We start from the raw sequence: 16,297 nt of genomic DNA on the forward strand, positions 1-16,297 counted from the left end.
ACACCTGAGCCCAATAATTACCCTCTGAGGGTAATTTTACCAATCGAAAATACTGCTCCTTTGCCTGCCCAAGAACCCTAGTGCGTTGCCTTTGTAGGCAACTCCGAATAGGCTGTGGGAAAATTCATCCTATGATTGGATGAAAGGACGAAACCCATGACAGACATCGCCCCCCTGATCAAACGCTCCCTCGTCGATCAAGCCCTCGAACAGTTGCGCCAGCGCATCACCCAAGGCGTATGGGCCATCGGCGAACGCCTGCCCACCGAGCCCGAGTTGTCTGCCGAGTTGGGGATCAGCCGCAACACCGTGCGTGAAGCCATGCGCGTATTGGCATTCTCCGGGTTGATCGAGATCCGCCAGGGCGACGGCAGCTATTTGCGCTCCATGACCGACCCGCTGGGCGCGATGAAAGCCTTGTCCCACTGCACCCTGGCTCAGGCGCAGGAGACGCGGCAGATTCTTGAAGTCGAGGCAGTCGGCTTGGCCGCGTTGCGCCGCACCGATGAAGACCTGGTCGCTTTGCGCGCGGCCCTCAACGCCAGCGGCGACCATTACCACGGTGATCTTGAGCACTACATCAGCTGCGACCTGGTGTTCCACAAACGCCTGGTGGACGCGGCCCACAACCCGGCCTTGAGCGAGCTGTATCAGTACTTCTCGAGCATCGTCGGCGCGCAACTGCGCCAGACCCTGAACATCCAGCCGCGTCGGCAAGCGGTATTCGACCTGCACGGCGCCTTGCTCGATGCCGTGGAACAACAGGACCCGGAACGTGCCAAGGCGCTTTCCCGGCAGTTGATCAATGAACCTTGAATCCGAGATCCCCATGCCCCGTTCAGAAAACGCCCTTGAAGAACTGCTGATCGACGCCGAAGCCGATGACGATGAGGTCCAGCACAGCCCGCCGGTGGTGAGCCGTCCGTGGTTGTTGCTGTTGGGCCTGATCCTGGTGGCGCTGAACCTGCGCCCGGCGTTGTCGAGCATGGCGCCGCTGCTCGCTGAGGTCTCCCATAGCCTGGGGCTCTCGGCGGCCAAGGCTGGGCTGCTGACGACGCTGCCCGTGTTGTGCCTGGGCCTGTTCGCACCGTTGGCTCCGATCCTGGCCCGGCGTTTTGGCGCTGAGCGGGTGGTGCTGGGCATTCTGCTGACCCTGGCCGGCGGCATCATCCTGCGCAGTTCATTCGGTGAGGCCGGGCTGTTCGCCGGCAGCCTGCTGGCGGGCGCGAGTATCGGCATCATCGGGGTGCTGTTGCCCGGTATCGTCAAGCGCGATTTCGCCAAACAGGCCGGCACCATGACCGGCGTGTACACCATGGCCCTGTGCCTGGGTGCAGCGCTGGCGGCGGGATCCACGGTGCCCCTGAGTCATTACTTCGGCGACAGCTGGAACATCGGCCTGGGGTTCTGGATTCTCCCGGCGTTGGTCGCGGCGTTGTTCTGGTTGCCACAGGTCGGCCAGAAACACGGCGCGCACCAGGTGGCCTATCGCGTGAAGGGCTTGTTGCGTGATCCGCTGGCCTGGCAGGTGACCCTGTACATGGGCCTGCAATCCTCCCTGGCGTACATTGTGTTTGGCTGGCTGCCGTCGATCCTGATCGGCCGTGGCCTGAGCGCCACCCAGGCGGGCCTGGTGCTTTCCGGTTCGGTGATTGTGCAACTGGCCAGTTCCCTGGCTGCGCCCTGGCTGGCCACCCGCGGCAAGGACCAGCGCCTGGCCATCGTGGTGGTGATGGTGCTGACCCTGGGCGGCCTGTTCGGTTGCCTGTATGCACCGTTGGACGGCTTGTGGGGCTGGGCGATTCTGCTGGGCCTGGGCCAGGGTGGCACTTTCAGCCTGGCGCTGACCTTGATCGTGCTGCGTTCACGGGACGCCCATGTAGCCGCCAACCTGTCGAGCATGGCCCAGGGCATCGGCTACACCCTGGCGTCCATGGGGCCGTTCGCGGTCGGGCTGGTGCATGACTGGACCGGTGGCTGGAACGCCACCGGCTGGATTTTCGCGGTGATCGGCCTGGGCGCGATCATCGCGGGACTGGGCGCCGGGCGTGCGCGGTATGTCGCTGTGACCAGCGAAAAAGTCTAGAGGTACAGCACTTCCATGGTGCTGGAACCATCAATATGCACGTCGCTGCTGAGGTCGAGATTGTTCTTGGCAGCGATCACCGTATCGACCCTGACCAAGCTGCTCAGCGTCTGGAAGGCCGTCGGCCCGCTGGTGCTGCCGACGGTGTCGGTAAAGCCGAGAAAGCTGCGCGAACCGATGTCGATCGGGTTGCTGTTGGCGGTGCGCCAGGCGATCCCGCCGCTGGTGGACTCGGTGCCGTAAACCTCAGGCAGGCCGTCGATCACCGTCTGCTTGGGGTCAAAGGTCAGGGAGTACAGCCCGATCTTGTTGCCACTCGGGTCCAGGCCCAGCCCGTAGTAGATTTCGCTGTTGACGTTGGCGGTGCCGTCGCGGTTGTCGCTCATGCGCAGGGCGTAGCGAGTCGCTGCCTCGCAGTTGATGGTCACGCTCAGGTAGCGCACCGGCAGGCGTTTGCCGCGATCAATGTTCAACTCCTGTTGGGAAATCTTGCCGTAGTCGATCAGCCCGTTGCTCGACAGCGCCGGTGTACAGGCGCTGGGAGTGAGCAAGCCGGTGATGCCGAGTTCAACACTGGAGGCTGCCGTGGCACCGCTGCTGAGGGTCAGCAGGGCAAGTGTTGCGAGAGAACGCTGGCGTAGGTGCATGACCATACTCCTTGATCAGAGGTAGATGATTTCAATCGTGCCGGAACCGTCGAGCAGTACTTCCGTACGCAGGTCCAGGCTGTTCATGGGGGACAGGACGGCGCGCACGCTGATCTGCCCACTCAGGTTCTGGATCGCGGTGGGGCCGGCATTGCTGCCGGGTAGAGCGGTAAAGCCGAGCAAACTGCTGCTGCCGATGGGAATGGGGTAAGCGTTGGAACTGCTCCAGGCCACGCCGCCAGTGGTGGAGTCGGTGCGGTACACCTGGGGCAGGGCGTCGGCGCGCAGGTCGAAAGGGTCGAAGTAAAGAAAGTAGCGGCCGATCTTATTGCGGCTGTCATCGACGCCCAGGCCGTAGGCGGTTTCATCGGTGCCGCCGGTGGCCGAGCCTCTACGGTTGTCGTGCATGCGCAAGGCAAAGTGAGTCGGACCGTCGCAGCCGATACTCAGCAGCAGGCTGCGGGAGGCCAGGCCGGTTTCCTTCTCGGCGTTCAGGCTCTTGGCCCACATACGGCCAAAGTCGATGATGCCGCCGTTGGACAGCGTGGTTTCGCAGGCCGCCGGGGCGAAACCTGCTTGCAGCGACAGCTCCCGGGCGCGGCCGGTGGCGACGGCGTCGATCAGCCCGGTGGCTTCCCAGGTCACCGCGTCACGCACTTGTGTGGCGTCGGCCTGTGCCCAGGCATTGACCTGCAGTTGTGCCGAGAAGCTGCTGCCGGTGGTCGGCGCGCCGTCGCGCAACGGCACGATGGCCTGGTCGGGTCGCCAGTCGAGCGTCCTGCCCCTGGCGCTGGGCGCCTGGCCTTGCCCACCGGTCAACCCCAGTTCAACCGCCTGGCCGTCGAGTACCGCATCGCTGATGTGCACGCGGTAGCTGCCACGCTCGGTAAAGCGGTAGCGCTCGGCGGTCGCGGCCAGGGCCCGGTAGAACACGTGCATATCGGTGGGTGTCGGGCAGTTCAGGTTGAGGCTCAGGCGGCGTTCTCCCAGCAGGATTTCTGCGCCGGGGTTGCGCTGCACGGCGCGGTTCATCACGCCGAAATCCAGGCGCGACTGGCTTAGGGTCAGTTGGCATTCGTCGGCGTGCGCCCGGCTCTGGACGATGGCGCCCAGGGCCAATCCCAGCAGTAACAATCGCTTCATCACAGTCTTCCTCATGGCGTCACACAGCGGGCCGGGGCGGTTTCGAAATACACCTGCGGGTCGGCTTTTTCCGCGAGTTCAACCTGCAGTTCACAGCGGCTCATGCCCGGTGCCTTGACCCACAGGGGACGTGGGTCCAGCACGTTCGGCAGGAACACCTGGCTGCCTTCCTGCACCAGGGTCACGAACTCGCCATCGACGGTACTCACCGTGGCGCCACGGGGCAGCGGCGTGCCGTGGTCGGTGGTCACTGTGAGCAAGGCACGACGGGTCAGGGCCACGCCGAATTCCACGCGATCCACCGCGCCGCGCCCGGCGCTGATGACGGCCAGGCCGTTGCTGATATCGGCGTTGCGCGGCAGCGACTGGGTTTGCACTTCCACGGGGCTGCGCCCGTAGGCGGACACCTGCGGGACCACGGCCTGGCCCTGGAAGTCGGTCCATACCGGGCCGCTGGGCGTGGTGAGCTTGACCCCGGCCATATCGCCGACAGATACCAGCGCAAAGGTGTCGCGCACCGGATAAGGCGAGAAGGTCACGCCACCGCTGTGGGCCACCACCGCACCGCGCACACCGCCCTGGTAGCTGGAGCGCTCGGCGTCAGAGCGGCTGTAGTTCATGTCCAGTTGTGCATAGCGCGGCAGATAGGACACGCCGAGGGTGGATTCCACTTGTTGGTCGCGGCTGTCGTGCTCGGCACTGACCCGGTAACTGAGTTGATCGTTGACCTGCTCGTTCACCCCCAGGCCGATGCGATGCTCGCCACCGGAGTTGCGCACCCAGGAGCGCCCACGCCGGTTCTCACCCAGTGGCACGCTCAGGTTCAGGTACACCGCGTTCTCGTTATTCTGCCGGCCGCTGACCTGCCACTCGGCACTGGCCGACAGCGACACGCCGCGCACGCTGGTGCCCCATGAGGCCAGGGCACGGCTGCTGTTTTCGCCGTTGAACGTGGTGGTGCGCGACAGGCCGGCATTGAAGGCGCCCAGCCATGGATGGGCCCAGCCCAGGGCCAGGCTCTGCTGGTCGCGATAGCGGGTGAGGCGACCTTCGTCGTCCCGTGAGTCGTAGTAGGCGGCGTCTTCCAGCTCCCGGTAGCCCATGGTGCGGTGGGAGGCGCCGGCGGTGATCGACCATTGCCGGCCCAGGCGCTGGGACAGGCTCAGGTCGGTCTGTACGCCGCGTTCACCCAGGCGTTGGGCATCGGCAATCTGGGTCGACAGTTGTACCTGGCCGTCTGGCCACGGCAACAGGCCGAGGCTGGCACCCGTGGCACGGTAGTCTTCGGCGGCAAGCGCGCCGGCTCCCAGGCTCAGGCGCGGGTTCAAGGCGCCGCTCCAGCCGCCACTGATCACCCACGGATCGTCGCCGCGCGTATCGCCGATATTGCGCACCCGGCCCGCCCCCAACGAGTAACCCGGGGCTGGCAAGCCGATGCCGAGCATCGCCGCCGGCACGGTGAAGCGTCGCTCTTCGCCGGTGCTTTCCTTGACCGTCACTTCAACGTCGGAGCGTGTGTTCAGGCGCCTCACGTCGGTCAGCGAGAACGGCCCGGCCGGCACCACCGTGGAGTGAATCAGCGCGCCGTTCTGGCGCACCTCCACCTGGGCCGGGCTGTTGGCGATGCCGCTGATGGTCGAGCCCTGTTCCTGGTCCTGCAGGGCCTGTTCGGTAAACAGTTGCATGCCGGTGATCTGCGCCGATGACACTACCGGGTTGTAGAGGTTGATCTGCCCGGCCTGCAACACTGCCTGCTGCTCGGCGAAGGTGCGCTGGGCATAGGCTTCCAGGTGAGTGCTGCGAGACCTGGAATCCTGCCAGGTCTGCACCTGGCGGCTGCGCACGATCCAGTCGCCCGCGTTGAACCCCACTTCGGTATTGGCCGAGCCGAAGCGGTTGGTGTCGTCGCCATAACGGTTGTACAAACCGGTGAGATCGTAGTTGAGCAAGCCGGCGAACCCTCCGGTTTCATAACCGGACAGCTCACGTTGGCGCGGGCGCAGGGCATCGGTGGGCACCATCAGGCTCACGCTCAGGCTGGCGGGGTCTTGCTCCACCACGGTTTGCGGGTATTCGCCGAGGAAGTCATGGCAGCGGCTGTCGGCCAGCGGGGCCGGTATCACCAGGTCGGCGGCGTCCAGCAGCGGGCGGTCAAAGCACAGCGCACCCTGGCTGTCGAACTGAACATCGAGGCGGCCACGGCGCTGGCCGTTCACCGTCAGGCTCACGGCGTGGCGGCCGCTGGTGTAGCGCGGTGCGTCCAGCAACAGGTAGGCCAGTTCCGGGTCGATACCGCGCTGGTGCAGGGTTTGCGCGTCGAAGGCGTCGGCCCAGGCATCGGCCGACAGCAACGCCATGGTCAGTGGCAGCGCGGCCCGCATCCGGGCGGGGCGTAAAGGACAGTCGGGCACGGCTTCGCCAGCCGGGTCAGTGGTTACTGTGTTCACGTAAAGGCACTCAGGTTATGGAAGCCTGCAACGGTTGGCGGGCTTCCCGGTGACAGTCACAGGGCCGTCACTTCGTTATTCAGCGTTTGCGGCGGTTATCGGTGCTTCATAGGCGGCGACGGCAAAGCCGTACACGGTGGCCGGTTGCAGGCGTACGGCCGTGGCGGTGTGGGGCGTGCTGAGCCGCAGGGTTTCGCCGGGCAACACATAAGTGCGCGGCAGCACCAGGCTCTGCTTGCCGGGCAGCAGTTGCAGCTCCTGGGCCAGGCGCACCACGTAAGGCGTGGGGTTGGCGACGTTCAGGTGACCGGCGTTCAACGACCAGGTCAGCCCGGTCCAGGGTGTGCGGTTCGGCGCCAGGCCCTTGGGATGAATGATCACCGGCAGGTTCTGGCGCACGGTCACGCCCACCCGCGCATGGCCAGCCTGGGCGGCGTCACGGTCCTTGGGCATGCCTTCGAAGATCACCCGCTTCAGGCGTTGGGTTTTCAGGGGCGTGGGGTTGCGCAGGATAAAGCGCACCAGCTGGCTTTTGTCGGCCTCGACCCGGGACAGGGGCGGGGTGACGAACAGCAGCGATTCGGTGTCTTCCGGAATGTCTTCCAGGGTGACGTGCAGCAGGGCCAGTTTGCCGTCGGTGTTGGTCACCGACACCGAAGCTTCGCCGTCGGCCTCGTTGACGATCACCACCGAGGTGTCGGGCACCATGCCGTCGGCAAACGCCTGGGTGCTCAGCAGCCAGCCCAGGGCCAGCAAGGTTGGATAGGTCTTCATGACGCAGTTCCTAAAATGATCACAGGGCTTAGAGGTAACGCAAATCCAGGACCAGTGAGCCATCGAGGGGAACGTCTTGCCTGAGGGTCAGACGGTTCGCCGGGTGGATGGTGGTCTGTGCGCGGATCCGGGTAGTCAGGGTGACGATGGGTTCCGGAAACGGTCGGCCGGGACGGGCAAAGCCCATCAGGGTCTTGGGGTGGATGGCTGGTTGGGGGAACCAGAGGCCGGCTCCGGGGTTTGACACCAGTGACTGCATGGCCTGACCGTCCCCCAGCGCGGCTTCGAACGCCAGGCCGACGGTGCCCAGGTGTTCCGTGGGGGCGTTGGGGTTTTTCCCCAGGCCGTAGGCGGTGTCCGGTGCGGCAGACGAATCTTCGCGGCTGTCCATGCCGATGAGGGCAAACAACAAGGGGCCGCTGCAGTGGATCTCCACGTCCAGCCATTGGCTGGGCAACGGGGTGGGCGCCTCCTGATTGAGGGTATGTGCAGGGATGCTGCCGTGGTCGATGACGCCGCTGCCGGAGAGCGCGATGGTGCAGGAACTGGGGGTGACCAGGCCCGAGAGGGTCATTTCGGTGGCGGTGCTGGCAAACACGCTAGAGCCGGTGTTGAGCAATAACAGCGCCGCGTACAGGCGTAGGGTTCTGTTCATCATTCGGTCTTCAATGTGTTCGGTGCAAGTAAGGCGCCTCGCCGCGAACGGCGAGGCCGCGGGTTTACAGGTACTTCACTTCGAACGTGGCGGAGCCGTCGATGGGGTGTTCATCGCTCAGGTCCAGGCTGTCGGCCCGGGCGATATGACCGTAGACGAGCAAGTCGGTGGTTACTTGCTCGATCGCAATGGGCACCCAGGTGCCGCTTGATCGGTCACCGAAGCCGGCCAGTGAGGTGGGCAGCAGCGCGGTATCGTCCAGGTCATGCCAAGTGGTGCCGTTATCCGATGACTCCAGGACGTTGGTGTTAACGCTATCGGCGACCGCGTTTTGCAGGGTCAGGTAATAACCGCCCAGCTTCTGCGTGCCGTTGATCAGGCCCAGGCCATACCCGTTTAACGTGCTGCTGGAGCCTGCGCGGTTGTCTGTGCCCTTGATCGCAAACAGGGTGCTGCCCTCGCAGGTGATGGTCAGTTGCAGTGTGGCTGTTGGCAACTGCGTCAGGGTCGTCAGGTTCAGGTCCTTGGCGGAAATCTTGCCGTAGTCGATCACGCCGGTACCGGACAGGCTGGGCGTGCAGGCGTTGGGGGTAATCACCCCTTTGACGGTCAGGTCGACGGTTGACGCCGCCAGGGCAGAGGCGCTGGTGCTGATCAGCAGCGCGGTGGCCAGGGCATTGAGCGTAGGTTTCATGGGGCACACCTTTCCTTTCGAGTGGGGCCGGTTGAATAAAGGGTTACAGGTACTTCAGTTGTACGGTGGCATGGCCGTCCAGCGGCACTTCGTCGAGCACGGTCAGGCGGTCGGTGCCGTCGACCATGGTGTACACCCGCAGGTCGGCGTTGAAGCGCATCACGGCGATCGGCGTCACGCTGTTACCGGCCGCGGCGATGGCCGTAATCAAGCTATGGCCGAGGAACACCGACGGGCTCCAGGTGGCCCCGCCATCGGACGAGGTAATGGTTTTGGCGGCGAGGCCATCGGCCACTGCGTTGTAAAGGCCGAAGCCGGCGCTGCCGAGCTTTTCTTCGTTGGCCGTCGTGCCCAGGCCGTGCCAGTTCTGGTTGATCGCCGCAGTACCTGAACGGTTATCGATGGTGCTCAGCGCAATGAACATCGGCGCGTCACACAGGATTTCCAGCTGCATGGTTTGCCAAGGCAGTGAAGTGGGGCGATCCGCACTGAGTTCCTTGGCTGCCATCTTTCCGTAATCCACGACACCTCCGCTGGAGAGCATGGGTTCACAGGCATTGGGCGTGATGGTGCCCGTGACGGCGAAGTCGGTACTGCTGGCGGCCAGCACGGAGGGGGCCAGCAGCAAAGTGGCGAGAAAGACAGCGGATGAGGAATTCATGGGCGAGCGGCACCTTTGGTTGCAGAGTCGATGACGTAAGGGTTTAGAGGTACATCACTTCGATGGTGGCCGAGCCGTCGATATTGACTTCGTTGCTCAGGTCCAGGCTGTCGGCGCGGTTGATGTAGCCGCTGTAGGCCACGGGAGTGACCAGTTGTTGGGTGGCACGCGGGGTGCTGGGGTCCGCCAGAGTGGCGACCGAGAGATAGGTGCCGGTTTCAAAGCTGTTCCAACGCTCCCAAGTGACGCCATTGTCGAAGGACCCGATGGCTTGCACGGTCTCGCCGTCAGCCTGGGGTGGGTTAGCGAAGGTACCGAGGGTCAAGCGATAGGAGCCCAGCTTTTGCGTGCCGTTGATAAAACCCAGCCCAAAAGCGGTGCCGGTTCCAGAGCCCATGCGGTTATCGGTGGTCTTGAGGGCGAAGATGACCGGCGCATCGCAGGTCACGGTCATTTGCAAATTGAAATGTGGCAACGGTGTGATCTGGGTGGCATTCAAGTCCTTGGCCGACATTTTGCCGTGGTCGATGACGCCGCCGTCGGACAGGCTTGGAGTGCAGGCGTTCGGGGTGATGATGCCCTTGACCGTCAGGTCCACGGTGCTGGCGGCGAAGGCGGGGGCGGTGCCAGTGATCAGCAGGGCGCTGGCGACGGCGATCAGGTGCTTGTTCATGGTCTGTTGTCTCGGTGTTGGGTCAACTGACGGGTGCGCGTCACCGCAGCGCAGAAAGAGGCGCGGTTGGGCGTCGGGTCAGTTCGGATAGTTGGCCGCCAGGTGAGTTGGCGGGTTGCCCTCTTGGGGTGGGGCGCAATTTAGCGCCGGGGGAGAGGAGGGGAAATACAAGAATTACGACAATCCGCTATCCCTCTAGCTCGCCTGCGTCAAGTCGGAATAGGTGGGCGGTGCTGTAGGAAAAACTGTCTTTTCGTAGTTCTTGTATCGCAAGAGTGGTATTCATGTGGATAGCTTGATTCGGTAATGGGTGCCAGGCGGATGGGTTAAGGATCACCGTCAAGCGCACCCTCACTAGACGATATGCCAGGGCCATCTGATGGCCCTGGCAGGTCGGCGCCGATATCGAGGTGGCCATGATGCCAAGCGTGTTTGCTGACGACGCCCCCAGGCAGCAAACGGTGCCATGGCGCAGTCCTCCTGTTCACTGGAAGCACCTGAGCGTGCTGATCGTCGAGGACCATCAGGCCTATCGCGCCTTGATGGGCTGGTTCCTGCAAAAATTCGAAGTCGATCACGAACTGGTGTGCAACGGGCAGGCCGCGTTGACCGCCATCGCCCTGCGGCATTTCGACCTGGTGATCAGCGATTGCCGCATGCCGGTGCTGGATGGCTATAGCATGGCTCGTGAGATCAGGCGGCGAGAGGCCGTACACAGCCGCCCGCGTGTGCCGATCATTGCCTTGACCGCCAAACTCTCTGCGGACGATGCGCGCCGCTGCCTTGAGGCCGGCATGGATGCCTGGCTGCTCAAACCGCTGACCCTGGAACAATTGCGCGGGGTGCTGGAGCAGTGGCTGCCACAGCCGCCGGGCGCCAGTACGAACCCGCCTGCCACAGCCTGCGCCGCGGCGCACTGGCCGACTCGTGCCGAACTGATCAGGACATTTGGTGATGAACAGGTGGTGAACCAGATGTTGCGCACCCTGGTGCGCGAGGCCGAGGCTGATTACGCAGGCCTGGTACAGGCTTGCCGCATCGTCGACCCGCATGCATTGGTCGACTGCCTGCATCGCCTGGCGGGAAGCCTGGCGTTTTTTGGCGAGACGGAGCTGGATCGCTGTGCGGGGGAGTTGATCGAACAGGTGCGCAAGCACGGGATCCGGTGCAACAGGCGGGCATTGCAGCGGTTCGACCAGGACCTGCTGGTGTATCTGCGCTATTTGACAGATTTATGACATTTTCCGCGATTCTGTAGGGGGTATTACCTCTGTCTGTGGGCTTAGTTTGTAGGTGGTTTCCTTTTTTGTTGTAGGTAAAAAATCACCCGCTTAAGAACACGGGACGCCATTGAAAACCGCTCCCAGGTGGGCGGTTGTTGCCCGGGACGGACAGGGTTATTTTGCGCAAATCAATTTGCCATCACTCATGGATTTCTATGCTTCGCGTAATTATTGCTGACGATCATCCCATTGTTCGGATCGGGCAGAAGGTGGTGATCGAGGCCAACGGCAAGTGCAAGGTGGTCGGTGAGGCCAACGGCCCGGATGAGCTGCTGCGGGTACTGGGCAGCACCCCTTGCGATGTGCTGGTGACGGACTTCGCCATGCCGGGCGGGCAGCAGGCTGACGGCTATGTGTTGTTGGGCTTGTTGCAACGCCAATACCCCGGGGTGCCGGTGATCCTGGTGACGATGTTCGCCAATATCGCCACCCTGCGTGCCTCGTTCGCCGAGGGCGCCCGAGGCATTGTCGCCAAGAGTGCATCGGCCAAGGAGTTGCCCACGGCCATCAAGGAAGTCTGCGAGGGCAAGACCTTCGTCAGCGAGTCCCTGCGGACCCAGTTGGTGCAGGCGGGCACGGGCGATCAATCACAACCGCCGCAACTGTCGGGCAAGGAACGCGAAGTGGTGCGCATGCTGGCCAGCGGCATGACCGTCAGCCAGATTGCCGCGCGGGTCAACCGCAGCATCTCCACCATCAGCAAACAGAAAAGTACCGCGATGAACCGGCTGTGTATCTCCACCGATGTGGATTTGTTCCACTATGCTCGCAGCAGCGGAATGGTGCCCTGAAGGGACGGGATGAGGTATTCCTGGCGTTGATGCCAGTAGTGTTCCCCGGCCTTGGGGATTATCGTACCGGCCATCCCAACTTCTTTTGCGGAACCTGCCCATGAGCGACGCCCATAACGCCTTGATCACCGAATTCTACAGTGCCTTCCAGCGCCTGGATGCCGAGGCCATGAGCGCCTGCTACAGCGACGACGTGGTGTTCAGCGACCCGGCATTCGGTGAACTGCGTGGCCGTGATGCCGGCGACATGTGGCGCATGCTGACCACCCGGGCCAAGGACTTTTCCCTGACCTTCGACAGTGTGCGCAGCGATGAAATCACCGGCAGCGCCCACTGGGTGGCGACCTACCTGTTCAGTGCGACGGGCAACACCGTAGTCAACGATATCCGGGCGCGCTTTGTGTTTCGTGACGGCAAGATCTGCGAGCACCACGACCACTTTGACCTGTGGCGCTGGTCGCGGCAGGCGTTGGGCACCAAAGGCCTGTTGCTGGGCTGGACGCCGCTGGTGAAAAACGCCGTGCGGGCCCAGGCGCTGAAAGGGTTGAAGGCGTTCCAGGCCAGTCGTTGATAAGATTGGCGTTCCTTTGGTTTGCCGAATTGATCCGTGACGACTCCTTCTGAAGCCAAACCGTGGTTTGTCTACCTGGTGCGCGCCGCCAATGGCTCGCTCTATTGCGGTATCAGCAATGACCCGGTGCGCCGCTTTGCCATGCACCAGAGTGGCAAGGGCGCACGGTTTTTCCTCTCAAGCCCCGCCGTGGCGCTGGTGTACACCGAGGCATGCATCAGCAAGGCCGAGGCGTTGCGCCAGGAACGGCTGATCAAGAAACTCAAGAAAAGCGCCAAGGAGTGCCTGGCGGCGATCGGCCCATCAGTTTGACTGATAGGTTCCCATGCGCGCCTTTGCCGGGTTTGCAGGCTAAGCTGGACGCTCACTCATTGAGCGGAGCCTGGCATGACTGAGTTGATCCTGCACCACTACCCGCAATCCCCATTTGCCGAAAAGGCCCGCCTGTTGCTGGGCTTCAAGGGCTTGTCCTGGCGTTCGGTGCACATCTCGCCGGTGATGCCCAAGCCTGACTTGACGGCCCTCACCGGTGGTTATCGCAAGACCCCGGTGTTGCAGGTGGGCGCCGATATCTACTGCGACACCGCACTGATCGCCCGCCGCCTGGAGCAGGAAAAGTCCGCGCCGGCGCTGTTTCCCCAAGGCCTGGAACTGGTCAGCCAAAGCTTCGCCGCCTGGGCTGATTCGACGGTGTTCTCCCATGCCGTGAGCCTGGTGTTCCAGCCGGAATCCCTGGCGGTCAAGTTCGCCAAAGTGCCGCCGGAAATGCTCCAGGTGCTGGTGGCCGACCGCAGCAAATTGTTCAGTGGCGGCACGGCCACCCGTGTGCAACTGGATCAGGCCAAGCATCAATGGCCGGTGATCATCGGTCGTATCAATCAGCAGTTGCAGCACCAGCAGGGCGACTTCCTGTTCGGCGAGCCGTCGATTGCCGACTTCGCCCTGGCGCACCCGCTGTGGTTCCTCATGGGATCGTCGGTGACCTCGCCGCTGGTGGAAACCTATCCTGCGGTGGCCGCCTGGCTCGCCCGGGTGTTGGGTTTCGGGCATGGCACGTCGAGCCAGATGAGCGCCGAGCAAGCCCTCGAAGTCGCGCGCAATGCCACGCCGGCCAACCTGCCGGAAGAAATCTTCGAAGACCCGAACGGCTTCAAGCCCGGCCAGCAAGTGACCATCAGCGCCACCGACTACGGCACCGATCCGGTGGCCGGGGAGTTGCTGTTTGCCGGCCGCGAAGAGCTGATTCTGCGGCGCACCGATGACCGCGCCGGCACCGTGCATGTGCACGTTCCGCGCTTCGGATTTCGGATCCAACCGGCGTGACTGAAATTATTTTCAAATCGGTGTGAGGTAAACCTGTCGGCCATCCGTGTAGTGCTTGAAACTGCGATTAATTCGCATTAACAGCGTTTTTACACACGGGTTCTCAAGCATGAAGTCCAGGGCAACGTCGGCGGGTTCGGTTAAACATTGGCTGGGAGCCTCGGTATTGGCAGTTTCGGGGCTGGCGCTGTTGCCCCTGGGCGTGGCGCAGGCGGCCGAGGCGCAGCAGCAGAGCACGCTGTTCAACTTTGCCCTGGCCGCCAAGCCGCTGCCCCAGGCCTTGAGCGACTTCACCCGGGTGACCGGCATCAGCGTGGTCTACACCGACGAAGCGCCGTACGCCATCAAGGCCCCGGCCATCACCGGGCAGATGAGTGCGGCCCAGGCCATGCAACGCCTGCTGGGTAATTCCGGCTTCACCTTCCGCCAGGTCGACGCCCGCACCCTGGCCCTGGAACCGCTGCCCACCGACGGCGCGCTGAACCTCGGTGCCACCACCATCAACGGTGCCGCCCTGGCCTCGGATACCACCAGCTATCAGCCGCCGCCCACCAGTTCGGTGATGCGTTCCCACGGCCTGCTGCTGGAAACCCCACAGACTGTCAACGTTGTACCGGCCCAGGTGATGCGCGATCAACAGCCGCGCAACCTCGACGATGCCCTGACCAACATCAGTGGCATCACCCAGGCCAACACCTTGGGCAGCACCCAGGACGCGGTGATGCTGCGGGGTTTTGGTGACAACCGAAACGGTTCGATCATGCAGGACGGCATGCCGCTGGTGCAGGGCCGCGCGCTGAACTCCACCGCCGAGCGCGTCGAAGTGCTCAAGGGCCCGTCGTCGTTGCTGTATGGCATTCAGGATCCGGGCGGCGTGGTCAATATCGTCAGCAAGAAACCCGAGCTGATCCAATCCACCTCGCTGACCGTGCGCGGCTCGACCTTTGGCGACGGCAAGAACGGCAGCGGCGGCAACCTCGACACCACAGGGCCCATCGGTGACAGCGGGTTGGCGTACCGCTTGATCGTCGATCACGAAGACGAAGATTACTGGCGCAACTACGGCACTCACCGCGAGAGCCTGATCGCACCGTCGCTGGCCTGGTACGGCGACAACACCAAGCTGTTGTTTGCCTATGAGCACCGGGAGTTTCTCTCGCCGTTCGACCGGGGCACCGCCATCGACCCCAAGACCAACCACCCGCTCAACATCCCGTCGACTCGCCGCCTGGACGAGCCCTTCAACAACATGGAAGGCCGCTCCGACCTGTACCGCTTCGAGGCCGACCACGATTTGAATGACGACTGGAAAGCCCACTTCGGCTACAGCTGGAACCGCGAGACCTACGACGCCAGCCAGGTGCGTGTGGTCAAGGTCAACACCAATGGCACCCTGACCCGCAGCATGGACGGCACCCAGGGCGCACTGACCACCGACCGCTTCGCCACCGCCAGCCTTGAAGGCAAGGTCAACGTCGCAGGCATGCAGCATGACCTGACCTTCGGCCTGGATGACGAGTACCGCAAGATCTACCGGGCCGACCTGATCCGCCAGGCGCCCCGTGGCACGTTCAACTACAACGATCCGGTCTATGGCAATGAAGTGGCGGGCACCACCGTCAGCGCGCCGGACAGCAACCAGACGGACCTGCTGCGCAGCGACTCGCTGTTCCTGCAGGATGCGATCCACCTCACCGACCAGTGGATCCTGGTAGGCGGCGCGCGTTATCAGATGTACGACCAATACGCCGGCAAGGGCGTCCCGTTCACCGCCAACACCGACGGCAATGGCCAGAAGTGGGTGCCACGGGCGGGCCTGGTGTACCGCTACACTGACGAGCTGTCGTTCTATGGCAGCTACACCGAGTCGTTCAAGCCCAACTCCACCATCGCACCGCTGGCGAACAAAAGTGTGCTGGATGGCAGCCTTGAGCCGGAGCAGTCGAAGTCCTGGGAGTTGGGGACCAAGCTCGATATACCGGGGCGCATCACCGCCAGCGCCGCCCTGTTCAACATCGAAAAACGCAACGTGCTGGTGCAGGTCGGCGATGGCTTGACCTCGGTCTACAGCGTCGCCGGCAAAGTGCGCTCCCGAGGCCTGGAACTGGATGCCAGCGGCCAACTGACGGATAAGTGGAGCGTGATCGGCAGCTATGCCTACACCGATGCAGAGGTTACCGAAGACCCGGAATACAAAGGTAATCGCCTGCAAAACGTGGCGAAGAACACCGGCTCGCTGTCGGCGGTGTATGACTTCGGCAGCATTCTCGGTGGCGACCAACTTCGGGTCGGCGCCGGGGCACGTTATGTCGGCGAGCGAGCAGGGGACGCGGCCAACAGCTTCGACCTGCCGGGCTACACCGTGGCCGATGCGTTCGCCACCTATGACACTAAAATCGAGGGGCAGAAGGTCAAGTTCCAGCTCAACGTGAAGAACCTGTTTGACCGTACCTATTACACCTCGGCCGTGAACACCCAGTTCGTGTCCATCGGCGATGCGCGGCAGGTGTCGGTGTCCAGCACCCTGACGTTCTAAATTCGGCTACACC

General features: G+C 63.2%; 16 protein-coding genes. 8 read left to right on the forward strand and 8 right to left on the reverse strand.

What is annotated here, in order from left to right:
- Positions 1–156 precede the first annotated feature (156 nt).
- Positions 157–816 (forward strand): FadR/GntR family transcriptional regulator, encoded by a 660-nt coding sequence (locus HX818_RS17980; protein ID WP_003216331.1) that lies wholly within the window; start codon positions 157–159, stop codon positions 814–816.
- Positions 806–2,086 (forward strand): CynX/NimT family MFS transporter, encoded by a 1,281-nt coding sequence (locus tag HX818_RS17985; RefSeq protein ID WP_177020482.1) that lies wholly within the window; start codon positions 806–808, stop codon positions 2,084–2,086. Before HX818_RS17980 ends, HX818_RS17985 begins: the two co-directional genes overlap by 11 nt.
- Here the strand turns inward: HX818_RS17985 and HX818_RS17990 are convergent.
- The 8 genes from HX818_RS17990 to HX818_RS18025 form a co-directional block, all read right to left on the reverse strand.
- Positions 2,083–2,733: a DUF1120 domain-containing protein gene (locus HX818_RS17990; RefSeq protein ID WP_177020483.1), complete on the reverse strand. Its 651-nt coding sequence runs from the start codon at positions 2,731–2,733 to the stop codon at positions 2,083–2,085. The two genes, HX818_RS17985 and HX818_RS17990, sit on opposite strands and share 4 nt — an antisense overlap.
- Positions 2,734–2,748: 15 nt before the next feature.
- Positions 2,749–3,876, reverse strand: a complete 1,128-nt coding sequence (locus HX818_RS17995) for a DUF1120 domain-containing protein (protein WP_177020484.1) — start codon at positions 3,874–3,876, stop codon at positions 2,749–2,751.
- Between the two features lie 11 nt (positions 3,877–3,887).
- A complete protein-coding gene (locus tag HX818_RS18000; protein WP_177020519.1) occupies positions 3,888–6,257 on the reverse strand; it encodes a fimbria/pilus outer membrane usher protein in 2,370 nt (789 codons plus the stop codon).
- A gap of 141 nt (positions 6,258–6,398) precedes the next feature.
- Positions 6,399–7,097 carry a fimbria/pilus chaperone family protein gene (locus HX818_RS18005; RefSeq protein ID WP_008435638.1) on the reverse strand — a complete coding sequence of 233 codons (699 nt, stop codon included), beginning with the start codon at positions 7,095–7,097 and terminating at the stop codon, positions 6,399–6,401.
- Between the two features lie 28 nt (positions 7,098–7,125).
- A complete protein-coding gene (locus HX818_RS18010) occupies positions 7,126–7,752 on the reverse strand; it encodes a DUF1120 domain-containing protein (protein ID WP_256344663.1) in 627 nt (208 codons plus the stop codon).
- A 64-nt stretch (positions 7,753–7,816) separates the two neighbouring features.
- A complete protein-coding gene (locus tag HX818_RS18015) occupies positions 7,817–8,446 on the reverse strand; it encodes a DUF1120 domain-containing protein (RefSeq protein WP_177020486.1) in 630 nt (209 codons plus the stop codon).
- A gap of 43 nt (positions 8,447–8,489) precedes the next feature.
- Entirely contained in the window at positions 8,490–9,107 is a 618-nt protein-coding gene (locus HX818_RS18020) for a DUF1120 domain-containing protein (RefSeq protein WP_003216346.1), read from the reverse strand.
- A gap of 43 nt (positions 9,108–9,150) precedes the next feature.
- Positions 9,151–9,780 (reverse strand): DUF1120 domain-containing protein, encoded by a 630-nt coding sequence (locus HX818_RS18025; RefSeq protein ID WP_003216348.1) that lies wholly within the window; start codon positions 9,778–9,780, stop codon positions 9,151–9,153.
- Positions 9,781–10,283: 503 nt separating this feature from the next.
- Here HX818_RS18025 and HX818_RS18030 point away from each other — a divergent pair.
- The 6 genes from HX818_RS18030 to HX818_RS18055 all read left to right on the forward strand — a co-directional run bounded on the left by HX818_RS18030 (position 10,284) and on the right by HX818_RS18055 (position 16,284).
- Positions 10,284–11,018, forward strand: coding sequence for a response regulator (locus HX818_RS18030; protein WP_008435633.1), 735 nt, complete (start codon positions 10,284–10,286; stop codon positions 11,016–11,018).
- Between the two features lie 200 nt (positions 11,019–11,218).
- Complete coding sequence (locus HX818_RS18035) at positions 11,219–11,854, forward strand: response regulator transcription factor (RefSeq protein ID WP_003216351.1); 636 nt, start codon at positions 11,219–11,221, stop codon at positions 11,852–11,854.
- A gap of 100 nt (positions 11,855–11,954) precedes the next feature.
- Positions 11,955–12,425 (forward strand): nuclear transport factor 2 family protein, encoded by a 471-nt coding sequence (locus HX818_RS18040; RefSeq protein ID WP_008435632.1) that lies wholly within the window; start codon positions 11,955–11,957, stop codon positions 12,423–12,425.
- A 36-nt stretch (positions 12,426–12,461) separates the two neighbouring features.
- Positions 12,462–12,737: a GIY-YIG nuclease family protein gene (locus HX818_RS18045; protein WP_003216354.1), complete on the forward strand. Its 276-nt coding sequence runs from the start codon at positions 12,462–12,464 to the stop codon at positions 12,735–12,737.
- A 75-nt stretch (positions 12,738–12,812) separates the two neighbouring features.
- A complete protein-coding gene (locus HX818_RS18050; RefSeq protein ID WP_008435631.1) occupies positions 12,813–13,748 on the forward strand; it encodes a glutathione S-transferase family protein in 936 nt (311 codons plus the stop codon).
- Positions 13,749–13,857: 109 nt separating this feature from the next.
- Positions 13,858–16,284 carry a TonB-dependent receptor gene (locus HX818_RS18055; RefSeq protein ID WP_177020487.1) on the forward strand — a complete coding sequence of 809 codons (2,427 nt, stop codon included), beginning with the start codon at positions 13,858–13,860 and terminating at the stop codon, positions 16,282–16,284.
- The last annotated feature ends 13 nt before the right edge of the window (positions 16,285–16,297 follow it).

Source organism: Pseudomonas sp. F9001 (assembly GCF_013385435.1).
Classification (GTDB): domain Bacteria; phylum Pseudomonadota; class Gammaproteobacteria; order Pseudomonadales; family Pseudomonadaceae; genus Aquipseudomonas.